Genomic DNA, 26,070 nt, shown 5'->3' with positions numbered 1-26,070 from the left:
CGCTAATTGTTCCCAAGACGGTTCACTATTTGAACCAGTGTTTTGTATGTTATAGACACACTGACGGCAGGAATGGCTCCTGTCAAGTTAATTCACATGCGAAGTATCTCGGGGGAACGCGCGATGAGCACGGTGGGCAAGGCGGTGTCGCTGCTGGAGTTGTTCACGTTGCACGAACCGGAGATCGGGCTCTCCGACCTCGCCCGGCGCGCTGGTCTCGACAAGGCCACGGTCAGGCGGCTTCTGATGGCGCTTGCCGCACACCGGCTGATCGAGCAGGAACCGCGCAGCCGCCGCTATCGGCTGGGCGCCGGCCTGTCCCGGCTCGCCCGCATCCGCGACGCGCACTTCCCCTTCGTGCGGCTGGCTGCGCCGGTCGTCCGCGAGCTGTCGCAAGAAACCGGCGAGACCGTACATCTGTCCGAGTTCAGCGCCGGCGCGTTGCTCACCGTCCATGTCGAGCTTTCGGCCAAGGCCAATCGCGTCAATGTCGATATCGGCCAGGTGCTACCGCTGCATGGCACCGCGTCGGGGATCGCGTTCCTCGCCGCTTCGCGCCTGGAAGCGGTCGGCGCCTATCTGGAAAAGCCGCTGCAGGCCTTCACCTCGTTCACGGTGACGCAGCCGGACGAGCTGTTGAAAGTCATCGCGCTTGCCGCTTCGCGCGGCTATTCGCGCAGCGCCCAGGGCTATGAGGAAGGCGTGCACAGCATCGCGGCCGCCATCCTCGGCGCCGACGGCCAGCCGATCGGCACGCTGGCGGTGGCCTCGCCTGTCTCGCGCGTCACGGATGCGGTTGCCGCCAGCCAGGGCAAGGCGGCGATCGCAGCCGCGCGGCTGATCTCGGCACGGCTGATCGGCGAGGCATGACCCTCTCTGCCATTGCGCCGGAAATGGTCAGGCGCTGCCGCAGCGATTCCGGTGACGCCGCCCCCTCGCCAGACGTTCTCGTTGGGGCCGAATTCCTCGCCGTCAGACACCGTCCTCGTAAAGTTCGATCGGAAGTCCGTCGGGATCGGCGATGAAGGTGAACAATCTGCCTGTGTAGGGATCTGTTCGGATGGGCTCCACCTCAACGTCCCGCCGCCGGAGCAGCTCGGCAGTTGCCTCGACCGAGGCGACTGCGAACGCAAGATGTCTTAACCCGCAGGCCTCGGGCCTGCTGGGCCGGCCTGGCGGATTCGGGAAACTGAACAACTCGATCCGGATGGGGCCATGACGCAAATCGCATTTCCAGGACTGCCTTTCCGGGCGCCAGTTTTCGGCGAGAACGGCGAAACCGAGCTTGTCGATGTAGAACTGCTTCGACGCCTCATAGTCACTGCAGATGATTGCAACATGATGGACGGCCAGGAGCATCAAATGGGCCTCACGCGAGCTTCGATAAGGGCGACGCGGTAGACTCGCATCGGCCACGCCTTCGACGCAACCAGCTATCGGCACGGGCATCGAGCGGTCGGAGAAACGTACCGCGCCCCGGCCGCTTGCTAGAGCAACTCCAGGAAAGTGTGAGCGGTTTCCTCCCGAAAATTACTTAAAAAAACAGAGAGATAGAGTGGTCGCCATTTCCACGGCGAACCGCTCTAGCCGAGACTGATCCAGGCCGTCTTGAGGTCGGTGTACTTCTCGATGGCGTGAAGCGACTTGTCACGACCGAAGCCGGATTGCTTGAAGCCGCCCAGCGGCACCGTGATGTCGGCGCCGCCATAGGTGTTGACGTGGACGACGCCGGCATTGATGGCGCGCACCATGCGATGCGCGGTCGACAGGTTCGAGGTCCACACCGCCGACGCAAGGCCATAGACGGTGGCATTGGCGAGCCGCACCGCCTCTTCCTCGGTGTCGAAGCGCATGACCCCGAGCACCGGTCCGAACACTTCCTCGCGGGCGAGCTGCATTGTCTCGGTCACGTTCTCGAAGATCGTCGGCGCCATGTAGTTGCCGCCGGTCTCGGTCAGAATGCGTTCGCCGCCGGTGACAAGACGCGCGCCCTCCTCCGAAGCCTTGGCGACGAAACCGAGATTCTTGGTCAGTTGTTCGGCGCTCGACACCGCGCCGACATCGGAGCCGAGATCGAGCGGATCGCCGACCTTCAGCTTCGTGGTCGCTTTCAGAAGCTCGTCCATGAAGCGGTCGTAGACCGAAGCCTGGATCAGCAGCCGGGAGCCGGCGACGCAGACCTGCCCGGAATTGCGGAAGATGCCGTTGGCCGAGACGACCGCCGCCTGCTTCAAATCAGGCGCATCGGCGAAGACGATGTTGGGCGACTTGCCGCCAAGCTCGAGGAAGACACGCTTGAGGTTCGAGCGCGCCGAATATTCGAGCAGGCGGCGACCGACCGGACCGGAGCCGGTAAAGGCGATGGCGTCGACATCCATATGCAGGCCGAGCGCCTCGCCGGCGACCGAGCCGCGACCGGTGACGACGTTGAAGACGCCCTCGGGCAACCCGGCATCGGCGGCGAGTTCGGCCAGCCGCAGCAAGGTCAGCGAGGCGATCTCCGGCGGCTTGACGACGATGGAATTGCCGGCAGCGAGCGCCGGCGCGATCTTCCAGGCGCCGATCATCAGCGGAAAGTTCCAAGGCACGATGACGCCGACGACGCCGAGCGGTTCCTTGTGGATGAGGCCCAACACATTGTCGGCCGTCGGCGCGATCTCGCCATAGACCTTGTCTATCGCCTCGGCGTAGTAGCGGATGGTGCCGGCGGCCGACAGCGGTTCGGCCTTGTAGGCCATGCCGATCTCGGTGCCGTTGTCGCGCACGCCGAGCACGGCAAGCTCGAGCGCGTGCTTTTCGACCAGCTCGGCGAATTTCGTCAGGACCTTCTTGCGCAAGGCCGGCGCTGCGCGCGACCAGGAGCCTTTGGCGAACGCCTTGCGCGCCGAGGCCACCGCGCGATCGACATCGGCGGCGCCGCCATCGGCGATGCTGGCAAAGGGACGGCCGTCGATCGGCGAGATCACCTCAAGGCTGGCGCCGCTCTGCGCATCCACCGGGGCTCCATCGATGAACAGACGCCGCGCGCCGACCTCCGCCTTGCGCAGCGTGTCGATGGTATCCTGGTCGATCATGATCAGTTTGCTCCAAATTCTCTGGTGGGGCGGCGCGAACGCCGCCCTATCCGTCAGTCACCTGTCCATTAGTCGTTCAGCGGCTGGCCGAGCCGTTCGAAGGCAGCCGGATCCCGGCCCCTCAAGGCGCCTGCCAGCAGCAGGCCGACCACCGCCGCGATCAGCACCAGCGCCGGCAGGAACACGCCGAGGAAGCCGCCCGCGCCCGACAGGCTGCCGAAATTGATGACGATCAGGTAGATGATGATGACGAAGGCGATGAAGGTCAGCGCCGGCAGGATCGTGGTCTTCAGCCCGTTCTCCTGGGCGGACGGATTGGCGCGGAAATACATCACCACGGCAAGCGAGGCCATCGCCATCATGACGATGACGCCGAGCGTGGCGACGTTGGTGAGCCACGAGAACAGTGCCAGCACGGGATCGAGGCCGAGCACGGCGAATAGCCCGACCACGGTGGCCGCGAGCACGGTCTGAAGCACCGAGGCGACATGCGGGCTTTGATGCGCCGAATGCGTCACGCCGATCGACTGCGGCAAAAGCTTTTCGCGGCCGGCGACGTAGATGTAGCGGGCGACCGCGTTGTGAAAGGCCAGCACGCCGGCGAACAGGCTGGAGACGAAGAGGATGCTCATGGCGTGGGTGAGCAGCGTTCCGGCGTAACGGTCGGAGAGACCGAACAGGAAGGTGGTCGGGTCCTGCAAAGCCTGCAGCGACGGCACCAGCTTGTCGACGCCCGCGCCGACCGCCATCAGCCAGGCGGTGATCATGTAGAACAGGCCGATCAGGATGACGGAGAAATAGGTGGCGCGCGGAATGGTGACCTGCGGGTCGCGCGCCTCCTCGGCATAGATCGTAGTCGCCTCGAAACCGATGAAGGCGGCGAAGCAGAACAGGATGGCGATGGCCGGCGCGCCGCTGGTGATCTGGCTCCAGCTGAAGGGCGCGGACGACAGGCCGCTGTCGCCGCCGGTCTTGAGGATGGTGAGATCGAGGATCAGCACGACGATGTATTCGGCCAGCACCAGCACCGTCAGGATCTTGGCTGAAAGGTCGACCTGGCGGTAGCCGAGCACGGCGACGATGGCGATGGCGACGAAACTCCACACCCACCACGGCAGATTGATGCCCCAGCCGGCGAACAGGCCGGCGGTGGCCGCCCCCAGCAGGCCCATGACGCCGATTTGCATGGCGTTGTAGGAGAGGATCGCTATGAGCGCGACGGCGCCGCCGGCAAGGCCGCCGAGGCCGCGCGCCGCATAGGCGTAGAAGGCGCCTGCATTGCCGATGTGGCGCGACATGGCGACATAGCCGACCGCGAACAGAAGCAGCAGCAGCGTCACGATCAGATAGGTGCCGGCAAAGCCGGCGCCGTTGCCCATCAGCATGCCGAGCGGCGTTCCGCCGGCGACGGCCGTCAGTGGCGCGGCGGCCGAGATCACCATGAAGGTGATGGCGCCGACGCCAAGGCTGTTCTTCCTCAGCCGGTTCAGTTCACCGGCTTCAAGTGTGGTCATTTTTCCCTCCATTCCGCGCTGCGGAAACCAAGTGTCCCTGAGATGCCGAGGGCCTTCTGAGAGGGCCGATGTGCGTTTCATTATTTGCAACGACATTTCGATATTAGACTTGCAAAGGAATCGACTTGCTGTCAAGTTAATTCGCACGTTAAGTATCTGATGGAGGATCGGACACGAGATGAGCACGGTGGCCAAAGCCATTTCGCTGCTGGATTTGCTGGGCAGCGGCGCGCCCGAGGTGGCGCTTGCCGACCTCGCCAGGCGTGCCGGTTTCGACAAGGCGACGACTCGCCGCCTGCTGGTGTCCCTGAATGCGCACGGCCTGGTGGAACAGGACGAGACAACGCGCCTTTACCGGCTCGGCGCCGGCATCGCGCGGCTGGCGCTGATGCGCGAGGCGCAGTTTCCGTTCCTGCGCATGGCGGCACCGGTGGTCGAGGCGCTGGCGGCAGAGACCGGCGAAACCGTGCATCTCTCGGAATATTCGAAGCGCGGTCTGATCACCGTTCAAGTCATCGAATCGGCCAAGGCCAACCGGGTCAGCGTGCAGCTCGGCGATGTGCTGCCGATGCATGCGACGGCCTCTGGCATCGCTTTCCTGGCTTTTACCGAAGAGCGCATCCGCGAAGCCGTTCTCGCCGGGCCGCTGCCGGCATTCACCCCCCATACGATCGGCAAGGTGGAGACGCTCGTCGAGCACATCGCCGCAGCCCGCGCCCGCGGCCATTCGACCGGCTCGCAAGGCTATGAGGAAGGCGTGCTCAGCGTCGCCGCCCCAATCCTCGGCGCCGATGGTTTCGCCATCGGCGCCATCGCCATCGCCGCGCCCAGGGTCCGCATCCAGAAAGGCGACATCGAGCGCCACGGCGCGAGCGTCGCCGCGGCGGCGCGCGAGATCGGCGAGCGGCTGTTCGGCCGTCTGCCTGGCCAGAAGCGTGCCTGACAACCAACAGCGACTGCAGGGAGATTGACGTGGAGGAGAAACGCCGAATCCTGGTTATCGGCACCGGCGACACCAAGGCCGACGAGCTGTTGTTCATGCGCGAGCGCATTGAGGCCGTCGGCGGTATCGCCGTGATGATGGACGTCAGCGTGCTTGGCGATCCGCCTTACCGGCCGGAGCACGACCGGCATGCCGTGGCCAAGGCCGCCGATACGACGATCGAGGCGATCATCGCCAGCGGTGACGAGAACACCGCGATGACCTTGATGGCGCTCGGGGCCTCGCGGCTCGCGCGTTCGTTGCACGACAAAGGCAAGATCGACGGCTTCATCGCGCTGGGCGGCTCGATGGGCACCGACCTTGCGCTCGACGTGGCGCTGGCGCTGCCGCTCGGCGTGCCGAAATTCGTTGTCTCGACGATCGCCTATTCGCATCTCGTGCCGCCGGAGCGCATCGCCACCGACCTGATGATGATCCTGTGGGCCGGCGGTCTCTACGGCTTGAACAGCGCCTGCAAGGCGGTGCTGTCGCAGGCCAGCGGCGCCGTGGTCGGTGCCGCGCGGGCTGTCGTCAAACCCGACGCCCCGCAACCGAAGGTCGGCATGAGCTCGTTGGGCAAAAGCTGCTTGCAATATATGGTGACGCTGAAGCCGGAGCTGGAAAAGCGCGGCTATGAGGTGATCGTCTTCCACACGACCGGCATGGGCGGCCGCGCGCTGGAGGCGATCGCCGCGCAGAAAGGCTTCGTCGCGGTGCTCGACTTCAGCCTGCAGGAGCTCGCCAACCAGCTCACCGGCTCGGTGGTGAATTCAGGCAGCGACCGACTGGAGAATGCCGGGCGGCAAGGCATCCCGCAGATCGTCGCGCCCGGCGCCATAGACATGGTGGATTTCCCGACCTGGCAAGCGGTGCCGTCGCGCTTCACCGAGCGGCCCTATCATGCGCATAACCGGCTACTTGCCTCGGTGACTTCCGACGCCGCGACACGCCGGGAGATCGCGCGCGCCATCGGCGACAAACTCGCCGCGGCGACCGGCCCGACAGCCTTCATCCTCCCCGCCGGCGGCATCCAGCAATGGGACCAGGCAGGCGAGCCGCTCTACGAGCCGGAGGCGCTCGCGGCGTTTGTCGAAGAGATGCGAACGAGCGTGCCGAAGAATGCCGAGCTGCATGAGGTGGCTGGCCACATCAACGACGCCGCCTTCAGCGCAAAGGCGCTGGAGATCTTCGACCGCTGGGTGGCCGAAGGCATCGTGCCGCCCGGCGTGACCGGCAGGCGGGCGGCATGAGCGAAGTGAAACCGCAGGCGTTGGTGCTCGACTTCGGCGGCGTCGTCACCCGGACGCTGTTTGAGACGCATGCGCTGACCGAGCAGGCGCTTGGCCTCAAGCCCGGCACGCTCGGCTGGCGCGGGCCGTTCGACTCTGCCTCCGATGCGCTGTGGCGCTCGATGCAGGCCGGCGAGATCAGCGAGCGCGATTATTGGAAGACGCGCACGCGCGAAGTCGGCCGGTTGGTCGGCGAAGACTGGCAGGACATGTCGACCTTCGTGCAGCGGGCGCGTGGCGCCGATCCGCAGGCGGTGGTGCGACCGGAGGCCGAGCAAGCGATCCGCATCGCTCATGAAGGCGGTGTCCGGCTCGCCATCCTGTCCAACGAGCTCGACCTTTTCTACGGCTCGTCCTTCCGCGAACGCCTGCCGCTGCTTTCGCTGTTCGAGACGATCGTCGACGCGACCTATACGAAAATCCTCAAGCCCGACGTCCGCGCCTATGCGATGGTCGGCGAGGCGCTGGAGCTGCCGCTTTCGGCCTGCGTCTTCGTCGACGACCAGAAGCGCAATGTCGATGGCGCGGCCGCCGCCGGCATGCAAACCGTTCATTTCGACGTCGCCCGACCGGCGCAAAGCTATGCCGAGGCGCTCGGCCATTTCGGCCTGACGCTCTCCTGATTGCAAAACCGGAGTTTCTCCCGATGCGTGACATCAACTTCCTCACCGAAAACAACGCCAAGCCGATCTGGCATCCGATGGCGCATCCGGCCGAAATGCGGGCGAGCCCGCCGAAGATCATCATGAAGGGCGAGGGCGTCTCGGTGACCGATGCCGAGGGCCGCACGGTGCTAGATGCCGTCGGCGGGTTGTGGAACGTCAATCTCGGCTACAGCTGCGATCCGATCAAGAAAGCGATGACGGCGCAGCTCGATGCGCTGCCCTATTATTCCGGTTTTCGCGGCACCTCGACCGGACCGTCGATCGAGCTCGCCTACGAGCTGACGGAATGGTTCGCGCCGGAGGGCATGGTGCGCGCTTTCTTCACCTCCGGCGGCTCGGATTCGGTAGAGACGGCGCTGCGGCTCGCCCGGCAATACTGGAAGATTCGCGGCCAGGCCGACCGCACGAAATTCCTGGCGTTGAAGAAGGGTTATCACGGCACGCATTTCGGTGGTGCCTCGGTCAACGGCAATGCCAATTTCCGCCGCAACTACGAGCCGCTGCTGCCCGGCGTCTTCCACACGCCGGCGCCGATGACCTATCGCAACCCGTTCGACGAGACCGATCCGGCGAGGCTGGCGAAACTCTGCGCCAGGGCGATCGAGGAGGAGATCGCCTTCCAGGGCGCCGACACCATCGCGGCCTTCATCATGGAACCGGTGCTCGGCGCCGGCGGCGTCATCGTCCCGCATGAGAGTTTCATGCCGATGGTGCGGGCGATCTGCGACCGCCACGACATCCTGCTGATCGCCGACGAGGTGGTGACCGGCTTCGGACGCACCGGCGCCTGGTCAGGCTCGCGGCTCTCCGGCACGAAGCCGGATTTCATGACCATCGCCAAGGCGATCACATCGGGCTATTTCCCGCTCGGCGCGACATTGATCAGCGCCAAGGTCGCCGAGGTCTTCGAGGCCGACAAGACGAGCTTCGGCGCGATCGGCCATGGCTATACCTATTCGGGCCATCCGGTCGGCTGCGCGGCCGGGCTTGCGGCGCTCGCCGAAACCAAGCGGCTGGCCGTCAACGAGAATGCGGCCGCGCGCGGCATCGAGCTCGGCAAGGCGTTGGAGACGCTGAAGGCCAAGCACCAGCTGGTCGGCGATGTCCGTTACCAGGGCCTGATGGCCGCGCTCGAGCTGGTCTCGGACCGCGCCGGCAAGAAGCCGGTCGACAAGAGGACGATGGCTACCGTCGCGGACGGCGCCTACGAGGCCGGCGTCATGTTGCGTGTCTCCGGCAACAACATCATCCTGTCGCCGCCGCTGATCATCACGGGGGCAGATGTGGCTAAGATTGCGGAAGGGTTGGATGCGGGATTGGCCGCCGCCGCGGCGTAGGGAATAGGGATTAGGCAATAGGTAGTAGGGAAAACAGCACCTACTGCCTACTGCCTACTGCCTACTGCCTACTGCCTACTGCCTACTGCCTAACCGCTTTTTGCGCCACGCCGCCGGCGCCAGTCCAACCGCCTGCCGAAAGAAGCGCGAAAAATAGGCCGGATCATTGAAGCCCGTTTCGTAGGCGATGTCCTCGACGGTGCGTATGGTGAAGAGCAGCAAGCGCTTGGCTTCGACCAGGCGCCTTTCGCCGATCGCCTGGCGCACGCCTGAGCCCAGCACCTGATGCGCCGCCTTGTCGAGCAGATGGCGCGTGGTGCCGAGTTTCTCGACATAGCGCTCGACCGGCCAATCGTCGCGGAAATGCCGGTCGATCAACCGTCTGAGCCGGCCGCCAAGCGCCACGCTCGCCGGCACGGGGACCGCATGCGATTGCGCATCAAGACGGGCGATCTGCGACAGCGACACCGCGATCAGCGGCGGCAGGATCTTTTCCGCGCCGGCTTGAGCCTCGAGATATTCGGCCTGGATCATCTTGATAGTGTCGCTAAGCCGCTTCCACGGCGCCGCGTCACCTCGCCCCGTCACGAAGACGGGCTGGTCAAGCGCTAGGGCCGAGTGCTCGGCGACGGCTGCCAGCGCCGCATCAGCGACCGAAACCACGATGGCGTCGGTGCCCGGCTCGATGTCGAAGCCGTGCACCACGCCGCTCGGCATGAAACTCACCGTCGGTGCCAAAAAACTCCAGGTTTTGTCCTCGATCCGGTAGACGCCCTGCCCGCTCGTCCAGAAAGTGATCTGCGCCATTTGCGGGTGTTTGTGCGCCAGGACCTGGCCGCGATGCACGGAAGCGCGGGCCTGCACGGTCTCGACATGCAGGAAACCGACGTCGAGCACCCGGGCCGGCTCGCCGTAGACGAAAAATTCCGGGATGGCGGTCTGGCTCATGAGGTGCTCGAAAAAGTCCAAGCGGTTTTGCGCTTTCGTCCATAAACCATCAAGCGGCCTACGGCTACTCTCTAAGGATCCAAGGGAGGAACATGATGCGATCGGAAGATTTCCGGGCCGACAAATCGCGGCCGTTCACTGGCGCCGAATATCTGGCCAGCCTTCGCGACGGCCGCGAGGTCTACATCAATGGCGAACGGGTGGCGGATGTCACCAGCCATCCGGCGATGCGCAATTCGGTGCGGTCACTGGCGCGCCTTTACGAAGCGCTGCACGATCCCAATCAACAGCCGGTGCTCACCTCGCCTACCGACACCGGTTCGGGCGGCTACACCCACAAATACTTCCGTGTCGCGCACTCGCCCGCCGACCTCGCTGCGCAGCAGGGCGCGATCGCGCATTGGGCGCGCATGACCTATGGCTGGATGGGCCGCACCGCCGATTACAAGGCGGCGCTGATGAACACGCTCGGCGCCAACGCCGAATGGTACGGGCCGTTCAAGGACAATGCGCGCGCCTGGCACAAACGCGCCCAGGAAGCGGTCCTTTTCATGAACCACGCGATCGTCAATCCGCCGATTGACCGCCACAAGCCCGCCGAGCAGGTGAAGGACGTGTTCGTCCACATCACCAAGGAGAACGACGCCGGCATCTGGGTGTCGGGCGCCAAGGTGGTCGCGACGTCGTCGGCGCTCACCCACTACAATTTCCTGGCACAGAGTTCGGCGACGGTGACGGAGGACCCGTCGCTGTCGGTGATGTTCATCGTGCCGATGAACGCGCCGGGCATAAAGATGTTCTGCCGCGTCTCCTATGAGCAGACGGCGAACAGCGTCGGCCATCCCTTCGACTATCCGCTGTCCTCGCGCTTCGACGAGAACGACGCGATCCTGGTGCTCGACAACGTCTTCATCCCCTGGGAGGGCGTGCTGGTGCTGCGCGACGCGCAAAAAATCCTGTCCTTCCATCCGGCGTCGGGCTTCATGCATGGCTATTGCTTCCAGGGCTGCACGCGCTTTGCGGTGAAACTCGACTTCCTCGCCGGACTGCTCGCCAAGGCGCTGCGCGCCACCGGCGGCGATGCCTTCCGAGGCAACCAGGCGGCACTGGGCGAAGTGATCGCACTGCGCCACATGTTCTGGAGCTTTTCCAACGCGATGGCGCACAATCCGATCCCGTGGGCCAATGGCGCGGTGCTGCCCAATCTCGAGGCCGCGCTCGCCTACCGCACCTTCATGTCGGAAGCCTATCCGCGCGTCATCGACACGGTGCGCCGGGTGGTCGCGTCCGGCTTGATCTATCTCCCCTCCTCTGCACGCGACTTCGACAATCCGGAGATCGACCGCTATCTCGCGCAATATGTGCGCGGCTCGAACGACATGGGCCATGTCGAGCGCATCAAGATCATGAAGCTGTTATGGGATGCGACCGGCACCGAGTTCGGCGGCCGTCACGCGCTCTACGAGCTCAACTATGCCGGCGCGCCGGAAGAGGTGCGGCTGCAGGTGCTGAAAGGCGCCGAGCGTGGGGGCCGGTTGAAGCAAATGGAAGAACTCGTCGACCAGTGCATGGCCGATTACGACGAAAAGGGCTGGACCGGCGACACCTGGCTGCCGCCGCTCGCCGCCCAGCCCAATTGACGGGAGGCCGGCGATGGAGACGGCCATGACAACACAAGTCGCGAGGCTGGAATTCCGCGAGGCGATGGCCAGGGTCTGCGCGCCGGTCAACATCGTCACCACAGACGGTCCGGCCGGGCGCGGCGGCTTCACCGCGACCGCCATGTGCAGCGTCTCCGACGATCCGCCGACGCTGCTGGTCTGCATGAACGAACGCTCGGCGCAGACTGGCATGTTCCTCGCCAACCAACGCTTCTGCGTCAACGTGCTGACCCAGTCGCACATGCATCTGGCGGCAAAATTCGCCGGCGCGATCCGCGACATGGCCGAGCGCTATCGGGCCGCGCGCTGGCAGACCATGCCGTCCGGCATGCCGGCGCTGCTCGACGCCATCGTCAGCTTCGACTGCGAGATCGGCGCGGTGAACAAGGTCGGCACGCACAATGTGATGTTCGGCCGCGTCGTCGACATCCGCCACGGCAGCGACGAGGCGGCGCTGCTCTATGTGGGACGCAACTACATGCAGCCGAGCGCGCTGGGGAGCTTTGGCGGGTGAGGAACGGTCGCGAAGCGGACGAAAAGCCAATTGCTTGGCTTTTCGAGTGACGAACGCCCGGAGCCTGCGACGGGCCGGTCAATCTTACTCGGGAAGCGACTCCGACTGGATCAAGCTCTCCAGCATGTCCAGCAGGCGCTCGTGCTCCGCAGCGCCGTAGCGCTTCTCGATGGCGTCGTAGATGGCGACGCGCTCGGGCGCCAGTTCCTCGATCAAGGCCAGGCCGGCCGGGCTGATGGCGAGCAGCGCGCGGCGTCCGTCGTCCTTGACCTTGTTGCGGGTGATGAACTCGCGCTCCTCCATCGCCTTGATGATGCGGGTGAGGCTGGGCGGCAGGATCGAGGCGCGGTTGGCGAGCTCGGTCGCCTCCAGCGGCCCGGATTCGGCGAGAACGCGCAGCACGCGCCATTGCTGCTCGGTGATGTCATGGCGGGCGAGCATCGGCCGGAAATGCGCCATGATCACCTCGCGGGCGCGAAGCAGAGCCATGGGCAGGGAACGGCGGGTGCTGGGCGGTAGCAAAATCAGGTCTCCGAGAATTCCAGTCCGGTACGACTCGCAACAAGATCAGGGCCAGGATGGCAGCTATATCCGCGATTTTGTCGGGTGCGGCAATCCACCCGGAAGCTGCATACAGACAGAGAACGACGCTTGACATTCCGTCGTCAAGATGTAATTCACATGTTAACTACAAGACCGGTGCTGCCGGCGGAGGAAAACCTTGCCCCATATGGCGATCGAATATTCGGCGAATCTCGACGCGAAGGTCGACATGGGCGAGCTTTGCGCGCTGGTCTCGCGCACAGTCCTCGAAACCGGGCTGTTCGAACCCGGCGCGATCAGGGTGCGCGCCTTCCGCGCCGAGGCCTACGCGATCGCCGACCTTTTGCCTGAGAACGGTTTCATCGACATGAACTTCCGCATCGGCAAGGGCCGCAGCGCGGGGGAAAAGAAAAGCGCCGGCGAGGCGATCTTCGCGGCTGTCACGGATCACCTGGCAACGCTGTTCACGACGCCGCATTTCGCGCTGTCGCTGGATATCCGCGAGATCGACGCCGAGCTCAGCTGGAAGAAAAACGCCATCCATCCGCGACTGCGTGGCAAGTGATCTGGAACGGGAAAGAAATCATGGCGGCACTGGACGACAATCTGAGGAAGGCCGGGGCCTATCTGGAACGCTTCCGGAAGGGCGGCGTGCTCAACCAGATCGGCGGCGAAGCTGTGCCTGCCGCGGACGGCTCGACCTTCGAGACGCTTTCGCCCATCGACCTCAAGCCGATCGCCACGGTGGCGCGCGGCAAGGCCGCCGACATCGACCGCGCGGCGAAAGCGGCCAAGGCTGCCTTTAAGGACTGGGCGGCGATTTCGGGCGATTCGCGCAAGAAGCTGCTCCACAAAATCGCCGACGCCATCGTCGCGCGCGCCGAGGAGATCGCCTTCATCGAGTGCATGGACACCGGACAGTCGCTGAAATTCATGGCCAAGGCGGCATTGCGCGGCGCCGAGAACTTCCGCTTCTATGCCGACCGCGCGCCGGAAGCCCGTGACGGGCGTTCGCTGAGGGCGCCGAACCAGCTCAATCTGACGACGCGCGTGCCGATCGGTCCGGTCGGCGTGATCACGCCGTGGAACACGCCCTTCATGCTCTCGACCTGGAAGATCGCGCCGGCCTTGGCGGCGGGCTGCACGGTGGTGCACAAGCCGGCCGAACTGTCGCCGCTCACCGCCCGGCTGCTGGTCGAGATCGCCGAGGAGGCGGGCCTGCCCAAGGGCGTATGGAATCTCGTCAACGGCTTCGGCGAGGATGCGGGCCGGGCGCTGACCGAACACCCCGACATCAAGGCGATCGGCTTCGTCGGCGAGAGCCGGACCGGCTCGATGATCATGAAGCAGGGCGCCGAGACGCTGAAGCGCGTGCATTTCGAACTCGGCGGCAAGAACCCGGTCATCGTCTTCGCCGATGCCGACCTGGAGCGCGCCGCGGACGCCGCAGTTTTCATGATCTATTCGCTGAACGGCGAGCGCTGCACCTCGTCGTCGCGGCTCCTGGTCGAGGCTTCCGTGCACGACAAGTTCACCGATCTGGTGGCGGACAAGGCCAGGCGGATCAAGATCGGCCACCCGCTCGATCCGGAAACCGTGGTCGGGCCGCTGATCCATCCGGCGCACGAAGAAAAAGTGCTGTCTTATATCGAGATCGGCAAATCGGAGGGCGCGGTTGTCGCTGCCGGCGGCGGCAAGTTCGCGGGGCCGGGCGGCGGCTGCTATGTCAGCCCGACGCTGTTCGTCGGCGCCACCAACAAGATGCGCATCGCCCAGGAGGAAATCTTCGGGCCAGTGCTGACCGCCATTCCGTTCAAGGACGAGGCCGAGGCGCTGGCTCTGGCCAACGACACGCAATACGGGCTCACCGGCTATCTCTGGACCTCTGACGTCACCCGCGCGCTGCGCTTCACCGACGCGCTCGATGCCGGCATGATCTGGGTGAATTCGGAGAATGTCCGCCACCTGCCGACGCCGTTCGGCGGCGTGAAGAGCTCGGGCATCGGCCGCGACGGCGGCGACTGGTCGTTCGACTTCTATATGGAAACCAAGAACATCGCGTTCGCCACGGCGCCGCATTCCATCCAGAAACTCGGCGGCTGACCGGAGACATCAATGGCCCTGCCCCAACCCAAGCTCTACCCCGCCTTCAACATCGTGCGGCTCTCCCATGTCGAGCTTGCCGTCACCGATCTGGCGAAGTCCCGCGCCTTCTACGTCGATACGCTCGGCCTGCAGGTGACCGACGAGACCAGCGGCGCGATCTACCTGCGCGCCATGGAGGAACGCGGCCACCATTGCATCGTGTTGCGCAAGGCGGCGACACCCGAAGCGCGGGACCTCGGCTTCAAGGTTTTCTCCGACGATGACCTCGACAAGGCCGAGCAGTTCTTCAAGGGCAAGGGCCTGCCTCTGGAGTGGGTCGAGCGGCCTTACCAGTCGCGCACCTTCCGCACCCGCGATCCGCACGGCATCCCGCTCGAATTCTATTCCAGAATGGAGCGGCTGCCGCCGATCCACCAAAAGTACGCTTTATACAAAGGCGTGAAACCACTGCGCATCGACCATTTCAACTGCTTCTCGCCGAACGTCGATCAGTCGGTGGCCTTCTACAACGAGCTCGGCTTCCGCGTGACCGAGTACACCGAGGACGCCGAGACCGGGAGGCTGTGGGCGGCCTGGACGCACCGCAAGGGCGGCGTGCACGATATCGCCTTCACAAACGGCCTTGGCCCGCGGCTGCACCACGTCGCCTTCTGGGTGCCGACGCCACTCAACATCATCGACCTGCTCGACCTGATGGCGACCACCGGCTATGTCGGCAACATCGAGCGCGGCCCCGGACGGCACGGTATCTCCAACGCCTTCTTCCTCTACATCCGCGATCCGGACAACCATCGCATCGAGATCTATTGCTCGGACTACCAGACGGTCGATCCGGACCTCGAGCCGATCAAATGGGACCTGAAGGACCCGCAGCGCCAGACGCTGTGGGGTGCGCCGGCGCCGCGAAGCTGGTTCGAGGAAGGCAGCATGTTTGCGGGCGTCGAGCCGCGGAAATCCGATCTGGCGGCCTCGCCGATCGTGGCGCCCTAGGGGAATTTCAGCATGAGCGCGGGACGCCTCGCTACCTTCGCCGTCGGCGGCAAGAGGCGCTACGGCGCGATCACCGACAAGGGCGTCGTCGACCTTTCGGCGCGGCACGCGGAATGGACGACGTTGCGCGAGGTGATCGAGGCCGGCGCGCTCGTGAAACTTGCCGAGGAAGCGGAAGGGTTGGCAGCCGATTTCCGGGTCGAGGACATCGCCTACGAAATCCCGGTCCCCTCGCCGGAAAAGATCATCTGCGTCGGCGTCAACTATCCGGACCGCAATGAGGAGTACAAGGACGGGCAGACAGCGCCCTCGAACCCGTCGCTGTTCATCCGCTTTCCGCGTTCCTTCGTCGGCCATGGCGCGCCGCTGGTGCGGCCGCCGGAATCGCCGCAGCTCGACTATGAGGGCGAGATCGTCATCGTGATCGGCAAGGGCGGGCGCCGCATCGCCGAGGCCGACGCGCTCGGCCACATTGCAGCGCTGTCGCTGTGCAACGAAGGCACGATCCGCGACTGGGTGCGCCACGCCAAGTTCAACGTCACGCAGGGCAAGAATTTCGACCGAACGGGCTCCATCGGTCCCTGGCTGGTGCCGTTCACCGATGAGGCGCAAATCGCCGACATCAGCCTCACCACACGCGTCAATGGCGAGCTGCGCCAGCAGGATCGTACCGGCCGCATGATCTTTTCTTTCCGCAAGATCATCAACTACATCTCGACCTTCACGACGCTGGTGCCTGGCGATATCGTCGTCACCGGAACGCCGACCGGCGCCGGCGCCCGCTTCGACCCACCGGTGTGGCTGAAGCCGGGCGACGTGATCGACGTCGAGGCCGAGGGCATCGGGCTTCTGCGCAACGGTGTCGTCGACGAAGGGGCTGGCCGATGATGACCGACGCCGAAGTCGAGGACGCCGCCCGCAGGCTGTTCGACGCCGAGCGCGAGCGCCGCCAGATCAGGCTGCTCAGTCTCGATTTTCCGCAAGCGACGATGGACGACGCCTACCGGGTGCAGGCGGCGCTGGTGAAGCGCAAGGTCGCGTCCGGCCTCCATATCAAGGGCTGGAAGATCGGCCTGACCTCGAAAGCGATGCAGTCGGCGCTGAGCATCGACATCCCGGATTCGGGCGTCCTGTTCGACGACATGTTCTTCGAGGACGGCGGTTCTGTCCCCCCCGACCGCTTCATCCAGCCGCGAATCGAGGCCGAGATCGCCTTTGTCATGAAGGCGCCCCTCGCCGGTTCGGACATATCGATCGACGACGTGCTCGACGCCACCGACCACATCACGCCGGCGTTGGAGATCCTCGACACCCGCATCGAGCGGACGAACAGGGAGACGGGCAAGATCCGCACCTTCTTCGACACGATCTCGGATAATGCCGCCAATGCCGGTATCGTCGTCGGCGGTCGCGCGGCCGGCCCGCGCGAGGCGGACCTGCGTTGGATCGGCGCCATCGTGTCGCGCAACGGTCAGGTCGAGGAGACGGGCCTGGGCGCCGGCGTGCTCGACCATCCGGCCAAAGGCATTGTTTGGCTGGCCAACCGTCTGCATCGATACGGCATGCGGATCGAGGCCGGACAGGTCGTGCTCTCGGGTTCCTTCATCCGGCCGGTCGAATGCCGGCACGGCGACCAGATCGTCTCGGATTTCGGCTTGTTCGGAACGATCAGGCTTGCCTTTGCCGCTTAGAGCTCCGCTCTTTGAGCCGATCGCCTGTTTACGGGCGGCGCGGAATTTTGGTTCCTCTCGCTTGGACTAGACCATTTCACCGTTTCACGGAAAAGGTAAAATGCTCTATCTCCTTGTTTTTACGCAATTCCGGGCGGAAAACCGCTCACACTTTCCTGGAATTGCTCTAGATCACCGCTTCCTCCAGGAACGGCTCGTTGCGCGGGATCCGTTCATAGCAGAACGGCGATAGGTCGAGCGTCTGGAAGGCGCCGTGGATGATGAGTTCGGACACCGCCCGACCGACCGCCGGCGATTGCTGCAGGCCGTGGCCCGAGAAGCCGTTGGCGAACATGAAGTTCCTCACTTGCGGGTGGAAGCCGACGATGCCGTTGTGGTCGAGCATGTTGTATTCGTAGTGACCGGTCCAGCTGGTCTGGACCCTCAGCGCGTCGAAGGCCGGAATGCGATGCCAGAGCGCCGGCCAGATATACTCGTCGAATTCCTCGAAATGCATCTCGAAGTCGTCGTAGTCGGCCGGGCCGTCGCCCTGCGGCGTGTTGCCGGTGAGAAAGAGCTCGCCTTCGGGGCGTACGAATGTGCCTGAAAGATCGATGACGTTAGGCATCCGTCCAGGGATCGGATTGGCGCTGGCAAAGACGAAACTGTAGCGCTTGTAGGGCGCGACCGGAATGGACAGCCCGGCCATTGCCGCAACCTGCTGCGCGCGCGGACCCGCCGCGTTGACCAGCGTTCCGCAGGCGACCGTCTCGCCGGTCGCGAGCCGTGCCGAGACGACCCGCCCGTCAACGACATCCAATCCCGTCACGGCGTTGTCGATATATTCGACCCCGCTGGCACGGGCGGCGCGACGGAACCCGTTGAGAAGGCCCATGGAATCGAACCAACCCTCGTCGCGGGAACCCCAGGAACCGCCGCCGAGATCCTCGACATTGAGCCACGGAAAGCGCTCCTTCAGCGCGCCAGGCTCGAGGAAGACGGTGTGGGCGCCGAGGCTGCGCTGCAGCTCGACCCGCTCCTTCGCCGCGTCCACCCCCTCGGGCGAGCAACAATAGAGATATCCGTGTTCCTTGAAGCCGAGATCGGGGGCCGTCTCATTCGGATAGAACGGCGCCATCCGCTCCTGGAAGGTTCGGATGATCTCGATGCCGAACTGGCTGATCTTAACGTTGATCGGATTGGAATACTGCTGGCGGATGGCGCTGGTGGAGAGCGCCGTCGAGGAGAATTCGTAGCTCGAGTCGCGCTCGACAACGAGGATCGAGGCGTCATTGCCAAGCGCCTGGCTCAGCCAGTAGGCCGTCGACGAACCGACGACCGCGCCGCCGACGATGACGATATCATAAGCATTGCGCGACGGGGCCTTGTAGGGGGGGATCGCCACTTGTGTACTCCGCTCTACTGGTTGAACGATGCGATCAGGGCATCCGAGCCCCGCGCCAACAGGCCGAGGTCGGATCCGACCGCCACCATCGTGAAGCCATCGGCGAGATAGCGGTCGGCATCGGCTTTCACCGGAGCCAGGATGCCGCTGGCCTTGCCTGCCGATGCGGCGGCTTTGCGAACGGACGCAACCGCCTGCTGTACATGCGCGGCGCCGGGATTGCCCATCGCGCCCATATTCGTGGAAAGGTCGCCTGGCCCGACGAAGAGAACGTCGACACCTTCCACGGCGGCGATCTCTGCCGCATTGGCGACGCCGGCCTCATCCTCGATCTGCACGGCGAGAAGCTGCTGCTCGCGCGCCTTGGCATGATAGCCGGCGATGCGGCCGAAGGCATTGGCGCGGTGACCAACGGAAAAGCCGCGGAAGCCTCCGGGGGCGTAGGTCATGGCGGCAACGATCGCGCGCGACTGCTCGGCCGTGCGCACGTTCGGGATCATCAGGCTGCGCGCGCCGACATCCAGGGCCTGCTTCATGAGATTCGCATCGTCCGACGGCAGCCGCACCACCGTCTCGCAAGGGAATGCAGCCGCGACCTGCAGTTGCGCCATGATGCTGCGCAGATCGTTCGGGCTGTGCTCGCCGTCGATCAGCAGCCAGCCCGCTCCGGAGCCTGCCACCACCTCGGTGGTGAGCGCCGAGGCCAGCGAACACCAGATGCCGATATGAGCCCGGCCGGCCTGAACGGCCGCCTTCAGCGAATTGACACGCTCCTGCATTTTGCGATCGGCCTCCGGCGAAAAGAAGATGCATTGAAATTTGTATGATGTCCTATATCATACGTCCAACTTGAGCTGCAAGGCGCTCTGACGCAGAACGGGAGTTGCTTAATGAAAATCGGCTTCATCGGGCTTGGTGTCATGGGCGCTCCGATGGCTCGGCATCTCGCCGATGCCGGGCATGAGATCGTCACGGCCCTCAATCGCTCCCCTCTTCCAGAGGACCTGAAAGCAACGGTCGGCGCCTCCCCTGCCGAGGTGGCGCGGATGTCCGAGGTCGTCATCACCATGCTGCCCGATACGCCCGACGTTGAGCGCGTCCTGCTCGGGCGGAACGGCGTGCTGGAAGGGGTCTCGGCCGGCAAGCTGGTGATCGACATGAGCTCGATCAGCCCGATCGCCACCGCCGAGTTCGCGGCAAGGATCAGGGAAGCAGGCGCCGGCTATCTCGATGCGCCGGTCTCCGGCGGCGAGGTCGGAGCCAAGGCGGCCAGCCTCACGATCATGGTCGGCGGGCCGGCCGCCGAGTTCCAGCGGGCGCTGCCGATCTTCGAGAAGCTCGGCAAGAACATCACGCTGATTGGCGAAAATAACGGCGACGGGCAGACCTGCAAGATCGCCAACCAGATCATCGTGGCGCTCAACATCGAGGCGGTCGCCGAAGCGCTGGTCTTTGCCAGCAAGGCCGGTTGCGACCCGGCCAAGGTGCGCTCTGCGCTGATGGGCGGCTTTGCCTCTTCGCGCGTGCTCGAGGTGCATGGCGAACGCATGATCGCCCGCAGCTTCGCGCCGGGCTTCCGCATAAGGCTGCACCAGAAGGACCTCAATCTCGCGCTTGAAAGCGCCCGCACGCTCGGCGTGGCGCTGCCAAGCACGGCGCTGGCGCAGCAGCTGATGAACGCCTGTTCGGCAAAGGCGGGCGGCGCGGAGGCGGATCATTCGTCGCTCGTGCAGGCCCTCGAAACCCTGAGCGATCACGAACTGTCAAACGGAAAGGAATAACCGATGCGCGGAACCGGCAAGGCCGATGTCTTCGTCATGCTGGCCCATCCCGTGGGTCATGCGAAGAGCCCTGGAATCTTCAACGAGATCTTCGAGCAGAAAGGGCTCGACAGCCTGATGGTGCCGCTGAGCTGCCGTCCGGAGGATTTCGATACTTTCTGGGCCGGCATTACTGCAGCGGAAAATATCCGCGGCGTGATCATCTCGGTGCCCTACAAGGTGCCGGTCTTCCACAAATGCGCGGCCGCCCATGATCGCGCCGCGCGCGTGCAGAGCGCGAATTCCGTGCGCCGCGAGGCGGACGGCAGCTGGTATGCCGATAATTTCGACGGCGTGGGCTTCATCGAGGGGCTGAAGGCGGGCGGGCACCGGATCGCCGGCAGGCGCATCCTCCAGGTCGGCGCCGGCGGCGCGGGCGCCTCGCTGACCTACTGCCTTGCCGAGGAAGGCGCGGCGGAAATCCATTTGACCGATATCGACAGGGGACGCGCGCAAAAGCTCGCTTCGCTGGTCAACAAGTCCTTTCCCAACTGCCGCATCGAGGTCGGCGAAGCCGATCCATCCGGAATGGATATGGCGATCAATGCCACGCCATCCGGGCTGAAGGCCGGCGACCCATTGCCCATGGATGTGAGCAAGCTGACGCCGGACATGACCGTGGTCGACATCATCATGGAACCGGCCGAGACGCCGCTGCTCAAGGCGGCGAAGGCGATCGGCTGCCGCGTCCAGCCGGGACGCCCGATGATGGATTTCCAGGTCGAGGCCATGGCCGAATTCTTCGACATCGAGCGGAAGGACCGCCGCAATGGCTGACGCGATGACCGCCGTCGTCATCGGCGGCACGTCCGGCATCGGCCGCGCGATCGCGGAGCGCTTCGCCGGGGACGGCTATCAAGTGGTCGTCGCCGGCCGCGACACCATCCGTGGCAAGGAAGCGGCGAACGCATGCGAGAGCATGGGCGCGCCGGGCGCGCTCTTCGTCCAGACCGATGTCGCCGACCCCGCCTCGGTCGAAGCGCTGGCGCAAGCCGTCGGCGATGCCTTCGGTACGCCGCATGTCGTGGTCAACTGCGCCGGTATCCTGCAGAGCGGCAAGCACGTCCTCGACCAGGACCTCGCCGAGGACGAGTGGATGTGGCGCATCAACTACCGCGGCACGCTGCTTGGCTGCCAGGTGTTCGGGCGGTTGATGTCGGCCGCCGGGCGCGGCGCTATCCTCAATGTCGGCTCGCTCGCCTCCTTCGCGCCCCTGTCGCTGCCGGCCTACACGCCCGGCAAACATGCGGTCTTGGCGCTGACGCAAATGCTTGCGGCGGAGCTCGGCCCGCATGGCGTTCGCGTCAACGCCGTGGCGCCGGGCTACACGATGTCGGACGGGCTGAAGGCGAAGATCGCCAAGGGCGAACGCAATCCGGAAGCGATCCAGGCCACGACCGCGCTGCGCCGCTTCGTCGAGCCGCGCGATGTCGCCGAGGCGGCATTGTTCCTCTGCTCGGACCGAGCGGCCTCGATCACCGGCGTCACGCTTCCGGTCGATGCCGGCTGGCTCGTCCAGGCACCCTACGCGCAGTACTTGCAAGGCAATCCTATCCGGCAAACGCCGGCAATCTGAGAGGCATACCGTGGGCGATATCCAGCGCTTCGACTTCGACACCCGCATCCATCACGGCGTCATCCACAACGGCACGCTCTACCTCACCGGCCAGGTGGCGAAGCCAGGCCAGTCCGCGGCCGACCAGATGCGCGAGGTGCTCGGCAAGATCGACGTGCTGCTTGCCAAGGCCGGCACCGACAAGACCCGCATCCTCCACGTCCAGATGTGGCTGGACGACGTGCGCGATTTCGACGAGGTGAACACGGTGTGGGACGCCTGGATGCCGAAAGAGCATGCGCCGGCGCGCTCCTCCGGCGAGGGTCGGATGGCCAAGCCCGGCATGCTGGTCGAACTCATCGTCACCGCGGCGGTTTGAATGGTCTTGCCGGTTCGGGCATCATCCCGAATCTGAACTTGAACGGAAGAAGCTGAATGACGAAGCGCAAGCCGCTTTCCACCGTAGTGGCGGAGAGCCTGGCCGAAAAGATCCGCTCCGGTGAGTTGCAGCCCGGCGCGCAACTGCCGACCGAGGCGGAGCTTTGCGCCGAATATGATGTCAGCCGCACCGTCGTGCGCGAGGCGGTGGCGCGGCTGCGCTCGGAAGGCATGGTGGTGCCGCAGCAGGGACGCGGCATGTTCGTCAGCGAAACGCCGACCCCGCGCAATTTTTCGATTCCCGACGAGGCGCTGCGTACCTTGCCGGAAACCATCGCGCTGCTCGAATTGCGGTTGAGCGTCGAAGTGGAATCTGCGGGGCTCTGCGCGGAACGCCGCACCGACAAGGAAGCGCGCGATATCCGCGTGATGATGGATGATATCGACGCCCGGCACGCCGACCCCGCCGCCGTCCAGATTCATTACGACTACGACTTCCACCTCGCGATCGCCAAGGCGGCGCGCAACGAGTTCATCCACGGCTTCCTCGCCTATCTCGGACCGATGATCGTGCCGCGTTTCCAGCTCGGCTATGTGGTCGAGCCGGCGTTCAAGGACAGCTACTACGCGCGCATCCACGGCGAGCACAAAGCCATCGTCGACGCCATCGAAAGGCAGGACGCAGGCAAGGCCCGGCAAGCCATGCGCAAGCATCTGCAGAACAGCCTGGGGCGCGTGCGCGCGCTGGCCAAGGCATCGGGGATCGAGGCGACGGATGCCGAGCAAAAGGCCGCCGCGGCCTCGCTCTTCACGGGGATGAAAAGACCTTTGCCGACAGGGACATAGACCCCGAGCCTGAGTACGCAAACCGTCGCGCGGTTGCGAAAGCCATGTTTTGCTTGGCCTGGCGGCCGGCTTCTGCTCTCTCGCCGTTAAGGGCACTGTTTTTCTTTGGTTTGCAGCCTCGCGGATCGCGCGTGCGGCACGGAATGTTTCAGGCGCCGAAAACCGGTTCGAAAGTTTATCTTTCCTTTTTGCTGCTTTTCTTGGTTTCGCGGCATCGGCCCAAGCCGCAAACTGAGCATCAAGCAATCGGGGAAGCCCTACGTGACGACAGCCTTCATCACAGGTGCGACGAGCGGCATAGGGCGCGCCATGGCGGTCGCCTTGAGCGATGCCGGCTACGAGGTCTATGCGGTCGGTCGCAGCAAGGCGGCGCTTAAAGAACTGCAGGCCGAACGCCCAGGCATCGTGCCGATCGCCGTCGACGTCACCGATCGCGAAGCGCTGGAATCGGTGTTGGCTGGCCTCACCATCGACGTCTTGATCAACAATGCCGGCATCATGCCGCCGCTCGGCAACTTCGCCGACATGAAAATCGCCGACATCGACACCACGCTGGAGGTGAACCTCAGCGCGGCGATCCTGCTCACCCGGCTGGTCGTGCCGCAGATGCGCGAGCGGCAATCCGGGCACATATTGTTCACCGGCTCGGTCGCGGGCCACGCGGCATTCTCCAACATCGCCGTCTATGCGGCGACCAAGGCCGCCATCTCCGGTTTTGCCGGCGCGCTGCGCGCCGACCTCTCCCCATCCGGCATCCGCGTCACCGAGATCGTCGCCGGCCGTGTCGAAACGCAGCTCTACAACGACATCCTCGACACCAAGGCGCGCGAAGCCATGTACGCCAGCAAAGTGGTGCAGCCGGATGACGTGGCCACGATGGTCGTCGGCGTGCTCGCGCTCCCCGCATGGGCCGACGTTACCCGTTTCGACATCATGCCGACCTGGCCGACCTCGCCAAGCGGCACCAAGTAAGGAACACTGGAATGAAGGATCTTTCCGTTCTGATCGTCGGCGGCGGCGCCGGCCTCGGCGCCCTTCTCGCCCGCATGGCCGTGGAGGCCGGGGCGGCGAAGATCGGCATCATCGACATCAACAAGGAAGCCGCCGAGGGCGCGCTCGAACTGGCGAAAGCCAAGGGCCTGCCGACGGCAGCCGCGGCCTGCGACATCCAGGTCGGCCCGCAGTGCCACGCGGCATTCGATGCAATCGTCGCGAAGCTCGGGCGCGTCGACACGCTGATCAACTGCGCCGCGATCTACCCGCGCCGACCGCTGCTCGAAATCACCGACGCCGAGTGGGACGCCTCCAACGGCATCAACATCAAGGGCACCTACCACATGATGGTGGCGGCGGTTCGCCACATGCAGGCGCAGGAGCCGAAAGCCCAGGTGCGCGGCCGCATCGTCAACCTGACATCCGTCGACGCCTTCAAGGCGCATCCGCAGAACGCGCATTACGCGGCGACCAAGGCCGCCGTCGTCAGCCTGACGCGCTCCTTCGCTCATTACGTCGCCAAGGACGGGATCCTGGTGAATTCCGTCGCCCCCGCCGGCATGGCCACTGAGAAAGCGAAGGCGCTTGGCTTCCTCGAGGAACTGGCCAAGGCGAGTCCGCTCGGCCGCGGCGCCGAGCCGGCCGAAATCGCCGAATGGGTGCTCATGACCGGTGGGCCCAAGAACACCTACATGACCGGCGAAAACGTCATCGTTTCAGGCGGTTACATCTACGCCTGACCCTACGCCAGCCGCGCGCGGCTGACATCCGGCAGTGCATGACCGATGGAGTCTCGAACGAAAGGAGGCGGAATTCACCATGACCGGCAAGCTTCGCCTTCCCTCGCTCAACGCATTGCGCGTCTTCCACGCGGTCGTGCAGCACAAGAGCTTCCGACAGGCGGCGGATGAGCTCTTGGTGACGCCGCAAGCGGTCGGCCAGCAGATCAAGCTCCTGGAGGACACGCTGCAGGTGACGCTGTTCGAACGCAAGGGCCGATCGATCGAACTGACCGAGTCGGCGATCCTGCTCTCGCACTACGTCAAAGCCGGCTTCGACGAATTCTCCGAAGGCGTGCGACGCGTCACCAAGTCGAACTACCGCGACCGCATCAACCTCAACGCCAGCCCCTATTTCGCCACGCATTATCTGCTGCCGAGGCTTTCGCTTTTCCGCGAGATCCTGCCGGGCGCGGACCTTCGCCTGACCACGATGGTCGACCTGCCCGACTTCGGCCGCGACGACATCGACATGACCGTGCAGTGGGGCTACGGCAACTGGCCCGACTACGAAGTCACGCTGCTGGTGCCGGACCCGAAAATCATCTGCTGCACGCCGGCGATCGGCGAGAAGATCAGCTCGGCGCGAGACCTGACGAAATTCACGCTGCTCGACACGGTCAAATCGAAGCGCCTATGGCCGGACATCTTGCGGCACCTCGGCGTCGAGCTGTCTGACGGCGACCGCAGCATCAGCTTCGACGACGCGGCGACCATGCGCCGGGCGACCCTGCAAGGCATCGGCGTCGGCCTGGTGTCCGTCATCGACGCCGAGGAGGATTTCCGCTCCGGCGCGCTGGTCGCACCGATCGGCCGGGATGCCATTGCCGACATGAAGCCGGAGGAAGTTCCCGGCTTTTACCTCGTCGTCCCGCGCGGGCATCTGCGCGTGAAGGCAGTGGCCGCGCTTCATCGCTGGCTCGCCCAGCAGGATTGGCGAAGCGATCTCAAGATTTCCCCACCGAAACCGACCCCGCTCTCCGACTAGCAGGCGGGCTTTG

Annotated in this window: 27 protein-coding genes; 20 read left to right on the top strand and 7 right to left on the bottom strand. The window is 64.8% G+C overall.

Going from position 1 to position 26,070, the window contains the following annotated elements; translation table 11 throughout:
• Positions 1-123 precede the first annotated feature (123 nt).
• Positions 124-870 (top strand): IclR family transcriptional regulator, encoded by a 747-nt coding sequence (locus MJ8_RS05480; RefSeq protein WP_201413445.1) that lies wholly within the window; start codon positions 124-126, stop codon positions 868-870.
• A 102-nt stretch (positions 871-972) separates the two neighbouring features.
• On the opposite strand, the gene MJ8_RS05475 is transcribed toward MJ8_RS05480, so the two are convergent.
• From MJ8_RS05475 to MJ8_RS05465, 3 genes are all read right to left on the bottom strand, one after another.
• Positions 973-1,359 (bottom strand): VOC family protein, encoded by a 387-nt coding sequence (locus tag MJ8_RS05475; RefSeq protein ID WP_201413444.1) that lies wholly within the window; start codon positions 1,357-1,359, stop codon positions 973-975.
• Between the two features lie 224 nt (positions 1,360-1,583).
• Entirely contained in the window at positions 1,584-3,074 is a 1,491-nt protein-coding gene (locus MJ8_RS05470) for an aldehyde dehydrogenase (RefSeq protein WP_201413443.1), read from the bottom strand.
• A 68-nt stretch (positions 3,075-3,142) separates the two neighbouring features.
• Entirely contained in the window at positions 3,143-4,600 is a 1,458-nt protein-coding gene (locus MJ8_RS05465; RefSeq protein WP_201413442.1) for an APC family permease, read from the bottom strand.
• 166 nt (positions 4,601-4,766) lie between these two features.
• Here MJ8_RS05465 and MJ8_RS05460 point away from each other — a divergent pair, with 166 nt between their 5' ends.
• Genes MJ8_RS05460 through MJ8_RS05445 form a run of 4 tightly spaced genes read left to right on the top strand, consistent with a single transcriptional unit; the run spans position 4,767 to position 8,861 of the window.
• The gene (locus MJ8_RS05460) at positions 4,767-5,531 is read left to right on the top strand and encodes an IclR family transcriptional regulator (RefSeq protein WP_201413441.1); all 765 of its coding nucleotides are present in this window, start codon (positions 4,767-4,769) and stop codon (positions 5,529-5,531) included.
• 29 nt (positions 5,532-5,560) lie between these two features.
• Complete coding sequence (locus MJ8_RS05455; protein WP_201413440.1) at positions 5,561-6,820, top strand: Tm-1-like ATP-binding domain-containing protein; 1,260 nt, start codon at positions 5,561-5,563, stop codon at positions 6,818-6,820.
• Positions 6,817-7,482, top strand: coding sequence for an HAD family hydrolase (locus MJ8_RS05450; RefSeq protein WP_201413439.1), 666 nt, complete (start codon positions 6,817-6,819; stop codon positions 7,480-7,482). The genes MJ8_RS05455 and MJ8_RS05450 overlap by 4 nt, the downstream gene beginning before the upstream one ends.
• 23 nt (positions 7,483-7,505) lie before the next feature.
• Complete coding sequence (locus MJ8_RS05445; RefSeq protein WP_201413438.1) at positions 7,506-8,861, top strand: aminotransferase class III-fold pyridoxal phosphate-dependent enzyme; 1,356 nt, start codon at positions 7,506-7,508, stop codon at positions 8,859-8,861.
• A gap of 75 nt (positions 8,862-8,936) precedes the next feature.
• On the opposite strand, the gene MJ8_RS05440 is transcribed toward MJ8_RS05445, so the two are convergent.
• Positions 8,937-9,809: a helix-turn-helix domain-containing protein gene (locus MJ8_RS05440; protein WP_201413437.1), complete on the bottom strand. Its 873-nt coding sequence runs from the start codon at positions 9,807-9,809 to the stop codon at positions 8,937-8,939.
• A gap of 95 nt (positions 9,810-9,904) precedes the next feature.
• On the opposite strand from MJ8_RS05440, the gene MJ8_RS05435 reads away from it, so the two are divergent.
• The gene (locus tag MJ8_RS05435; protein ID WP_201415313.1) at positions 9,905-11,449 is read left to right on the top strand and encodes a 4-hydroxyphenylacetate 3-hydroxylase N-terminal domain-containing protein; all 1,545 of its coding nucleotides are present in this window, start codon (positions 9,905-9,907) and stop codon (positions 11,447-11,449) included.
• Positions 11,450-11,474: 25 nt separating this feature from the next.
• The gene (locus MJ8_RS05430) at positions 11,475-11,984 is read left to right on the top strand and encodes a flavin reductase (protein WP_201413436.1); all 510 of its coding nucleotides are present in this window, start codon (positions 11,475-11,477) and stop codon (positions 11,982-11,984) included.
• An 84-nt stretch (positions 11,985-12,068) separates the two neighbouring features.
• Here the strand turns inward: MJ8_RS05430 and hpaR are convergent, their stop codons facing one another.
• A complete protein-coding gene (gene hpaR, locus MJ8_RS05425) occupies positions 12,069-12,473 on the bottom strand; it encodes a homoprotocatechuate degradation operon regulator HpaR (RefSeq protein WP_225248136.1) in 405 nt (134 codons plus the stop codon).
• A 232-nt stretch (positions 12,474-12,705) separates the two neighbouring features.
• Between hpaR and MJ8_RS05420 the strand changes: the two genes are divergently transcribed.
• From MJ8_RS05420 to hpaH, 5 genes are read left to right on the top strand one after another with little or no spacing between them, the layout of a single operon-like run.
• Positions 12,706-13,092, top strand: coding sequence for a 5-carboxymethyl-2-hydroxymuconate Delta-isomerase (locus MJ8_RS05420; RefSeq protein ID WP_201413435.1), 387 nt, complete (start codon positions 12,706-12,708; stop codon positions 13,090-13,092).
• Positions 13,093-13,112: 20 nt separating this feature from the next.
• Positions 13,113-14,630: a 5-carboxymethyl-2-hydroxymuconate semialdehyde dehydrogenase gene (gene hpaE, locus MJ8_RS05415; protein ID WP_201413434.1), complete on the top strand. Its 1,518-nt coding sequence runs from the start codon at positions 13,113-13,115 to the stop codon at positions 14,628-14,630.
• 12 nt (positions 14,631-14,642) lie between these two features.
• Positions 14,643-15,623 carry a 3,4-dihydroxyphenylacetate 2,3-dioxygenase gene (hpaD, locus tag MJ8_RS05410; RefSeq protein ID WP_201413433.1) on the top strand — a complete coding sequence of 327 codons (981 nt, stop codon included), beginning with the start codon at positions 14,643-14,645 and terminating at the stop codon, positions 15,621-15,623.
• Between the two features lie 12 nt (positions 15,624-15,635).
• Positions 15,636-16,511 (top strand): fumarylacetoacetate hydrolase family protein, encoded by an 876-nt coding sequence (locus MJ8_RS05405; protein ID WP_201413432.1) that lies wholly within the window; start codon positions 15,636-15,638, stop codon positions 16,509-16,511.
• Positions 16,508-17,314, top strand: a complete 807-nt coding sequence (gene hpaH / locus MJ8_RS05400) for a 2-oxo-hept-4-ene-1,7-dioate hydratase (RefSeq protein ID WP_201413431.1) — start codon at positions 16,508-16,510, stop codon at positions 17,312-17,314. The genes MJ8_RS05405 and hpaH overlap by 4 nt, the downstream gene beginning before the upstream one ends.
• A gap of 166 nt (positions 17,315-17,480) precedes the next feature.
• Here hpaH and MJ8_RS05395 read toward each other — a convergent pair whose 3' ends face one another.
• Together MJ8_RS05395 and MJ8_RS05390 are read right to left on the bottom strand one after the other, a co-directional pair.
• Positions 17,481-18,698 (bottom strand): NAD(P)/FAD-dependent oxidoreductase, encoded by a 1,218-nt coding sequence (locus tag MJ8_RS05395; protein ID WP_201413430.1) that lies wholly within the window; start codon positions 18,696-18,698, stop codon positions 17,481-17,483.
• A 14-nt stretch (positions 18,699-18,712) separates the two neighbouring features.
• Entirely contained in the window at positions 18,713-19,477 is a 765-nt protein-coding gene (locus MJ8_RS05390) for an HpcH/HpaI aldolase family protein (RefSeq protein WP_201413429.1), read from the bottom strand.
• A gap of 111 nt (positions 19,478-19,588) precedes the next feature.
• Between MJ8_RS05390 and MJ8_RS05385 the strand changes: the two genes are divergently transcribed.
• From MJ8_RS05385 to MJ8_RS05350, 8 genes are all read left to right on the top strand, one after another.
• Entirely contained in the window at positions 19,589-20,479 is an 891-nt protein-coding gene (locus MJ8_RS05385; RefSeq protein ID WP_201413428.1) for a 2-hydroxy-3-oxopropionate reductase, read from the top strand.
• A gap of 3 nt (positions 20,480-20,482) precedes the next feature.
• A complete protein-coding gene (locus tag MJ8_RS05380) occupies positions 20,483-21,295 on the top strand; it encodes a shikimate dehydrogenase family protein (protein ID WP_201413427.1) in 813 nt (270 codons plus the stop codon).
• Positions 21,288-22,094 carry an SDR family NAD(P)-dependent oxidoreductase gene (locus tag MJ8_RS05375; RefSeq protein WP_201413426.1) on the top strand — a complete coding sequence of 269 codons (807 nt, stop codon included), beginning with the start codon at positions 21,288-21,290 and terminating at the stop codon, positions 22,092-22,094. The genes MJ8_RS05380 and MJ8_RS05375 overlap by 8 nt, the downstream gene beginning before the upstream one ends.
• A 10-nt stretch (positions 22,095-22,104) precedes the next feature.
• Positions 22,105-22,452: a RidA family protein gene (locus MJ8_RS05370; RefSeq protein ID WP_201413425.1), complete on the top strand. Its 348-nt coding sequence runs from the start codon at positions 22,105-22,107 to the stop codon at positions 22,450-22,452.
• 56 nt (positions 22,453-22,508) lie between these two features.
• A complete protein-coding gene (locus MJ8_RS05365) occupies positions 22,509-23,297 on the top strand; it encodes a FadR/GntR family transcriptional regulator (protein ID WP_201413424.1) in 789 nt (262 codons plus the stop codon).
• A gap of 261 nt (positions 23,298-23,558) precedes the next feature.
• Positions 23,559-24,269 (top strand): SDR family oxidoreductase, encoded by a 711-nt coding sequence (locus MJ8_RS05360; protein ID WP_201413423.1) that lies wholly within the window; start codon positions 23,559-23,561, stop codon positions 24,267-24,269.
• A gap of 11 nt (positions 24,270-24,280) precedes the next feature.
• Positions 24,281-25,030: an SDR family NAD(P)-dependent oxidoreductase gene (locus MJ8_RS05355; RefSeq protein WP_201413422.1), complete on the top strand. Its 750-nt coding sequence runs from the start codon at positions 24,281-24,283 to the stop codon at positions 25,028-25,030.
• 79 nt (positions 25,031-25,109) lie between these two features.
• On the top strand, positions 25,110-26,057 hold the full coding sequence (locus MJ8_RS05350) for a LysR substrate-binding domain-containing protein (RefSeq protein WP_201413421.1): 948 nt from the start codon (positions 25,110-25,112) through the stop codon (positions 26,055-26,057).
• Positions 26,058-26,070 lie beyond the last annotated feature (13 nt).

The sequence above is a fragment of the Mesorhizobium sp. J8 genome (genome assembly GCF_016591715.1).
GTDB lineage: Bacteria > Pseudomonadota > Alphaproteobacteria > Rhizobiales > Rhizobiaceae > Mesorhizobium.
Note: the sequence above shows the minus strand (reverse complement) of the source record. Positions and strands in the feature narration are given on the sequence as shown.

Excerpts from the sequence above, each read along its gene's own strand:
- MJ8_RS05440 (WP_201413437.1), bottom strand. The coding sequence starts at position 9,809 with ATGAGCCAGACCGCCATCCCGGAATTTTTCGTCTACGGCGAGCCGGCC.
- hpaD (WP_201413433.1), top strand. The coding sequence starts at position 14,643 with ATGGCCCTGCCCCAACCCAAGCTCTACCCCGCCTTCAACATCGTGCGG.
- MJ8_RS05430 (WP_201413436.1), top strand. The coding sequence starts at position 11,475 with ATGACAACACAAGTCGCGAGGCTGGAATTCCGCGAGGCGATGGCCAGG.
- MJ8_RS05385 (WP_201413428.1), top strand. The coding sequence starts at position 19,589 with ATGAAAATCGGCTTCATCGGGCTTGGTGTCATGGGCGCTCCGATGGCT.
- MJ8_RS05365 (WP_201413424.1), top strand. The coding sequence starts at position 22,509 with ATGACGAAGCGCAAGCCGCTTTCCACCGTAGTGGCGGAGAGCCTGGCC.
- MJ8_RS05380 (WP_201413427.1), top strand. The coding sequence starts at position 20,483 with ATGCGCGGAACCGGCAAGGCCGATGTCTTCGTCATGCTGGCCCATCCC.
- MJ8_RS05475 (WP_201413444.1), bottom strand. The coding sequence starts at position 1,359 with ATGCTCCTGGCCGTCCATCATGTTGCAATCATCTGCAGTGACTATGAG.
- hpaE (WP_201413434.1), top strand. The coding sequence starts at position 13,113 with ATGGCGGCACTGGACGACAATCTGAGGAAGGCCGGGGCCTATCTGGAA.
- MJ8_RS05350 (WP_201413421.1), top strand. The coding sequence starts at position 25,110 with ATGACCGGCAAGCTTCGCCTTCCCTCGCTCAACGCATTGCGCGTCTTC.
- hpaR (WP_225248136.1), bottom strand. The coding sequence starts at position 12,473 with ATGGCTCTGCTTCGCGCCCGCGAGGTGATCATGGCGCATTTCCGGCCG.
- MJ8_RS05460 (WP_201413441.1), top strand. The coding sequence starts at position 4,767 with ATGAGCACGGTGGCCAAAGCCATTTCGCTGCTGGATTTGCTGGGCAGC.
- MJ8_RS05375 (WP_201413426.1), top strand. The coding sequence starts at position 21,288 with ATGGCTGACGCGATGACCGCCGTCGTCATCGGCGGCACGTCCGGCATC.
- MJ8_RS05405 (WP_201413432.1), top strand. The coding sequence starts at position 15,636 with ATGAGCGCGGGACGCCTCGCTACCTTCGCCGTCGGCGGCAAGAGGCGC.
- MJ8_RS05435 (WP_201415313.1), top strand. The coding sequence starts at position 9,905 with ATGCGATCGGAAGATTTCCGGGCCGACAAATCGCGGCCGTTCACTGGC.
- MJ8_RS05465 (WP_201413442.1), bottom strand. The coding sequence starts at position 4,600 with ATGGAGGGAAAAATGACCACACTTGAAGCCGGTGAACTGAACCGGCTG.
- MJ8_RS05445 (WP_201413438.1), top strand. The coding sequence starts at position 7,506 with ATGCGTGACATCAACTTCCTCACCGAAAACAACGCCAAGCCGATCTGG.
- MJ8_RS05390 (WP_201413429.1), bottom strand. The coding sequence starts at position 19,477 with ATGCAGGAGCGTGTCAATTCGCTGAAGGCGGCCGTTCAGGCCGGCCGG.
- MJ8_RS05470 (WP_201413443.1), bottom strand. The coding sequence starts at position 3,074 with ATGATCGACCAGGATACCATCGACACGCTGCGCAAGGCGGAGGTCGGC.
- MJ8_RS05480 (WP_201413445.1), top strand. The coding sequence starts at position 124 with ATGAGCACGGTGGGCAAGGCGGTGTCGCTGCTGGAGTTGTTCACGTTG.
- MJ8_RS05450 (WP_201413439.1), top strand. The coding sequence starts at position 6,817 with ATGAGCGAAGTGAAACCGCAGGCGTTGGTGCTCGACTTCGGCGGCGTC.
- MJ8_RS05355 (WP_201413422.1), top strand. The coding sequence starts at position 24,281 with ATGAAGGATCTTTCCGTTCTGATCGTCGGCGGCGGCGCCGGCCTCGGC.
- hpaH (WP_201413431.1), top strand. The coding sequence starts at position 16,508 with ATGATGACCGACGCCGAAGTCGAGGACGCCGCCCGCAGGCTGTTCGAC.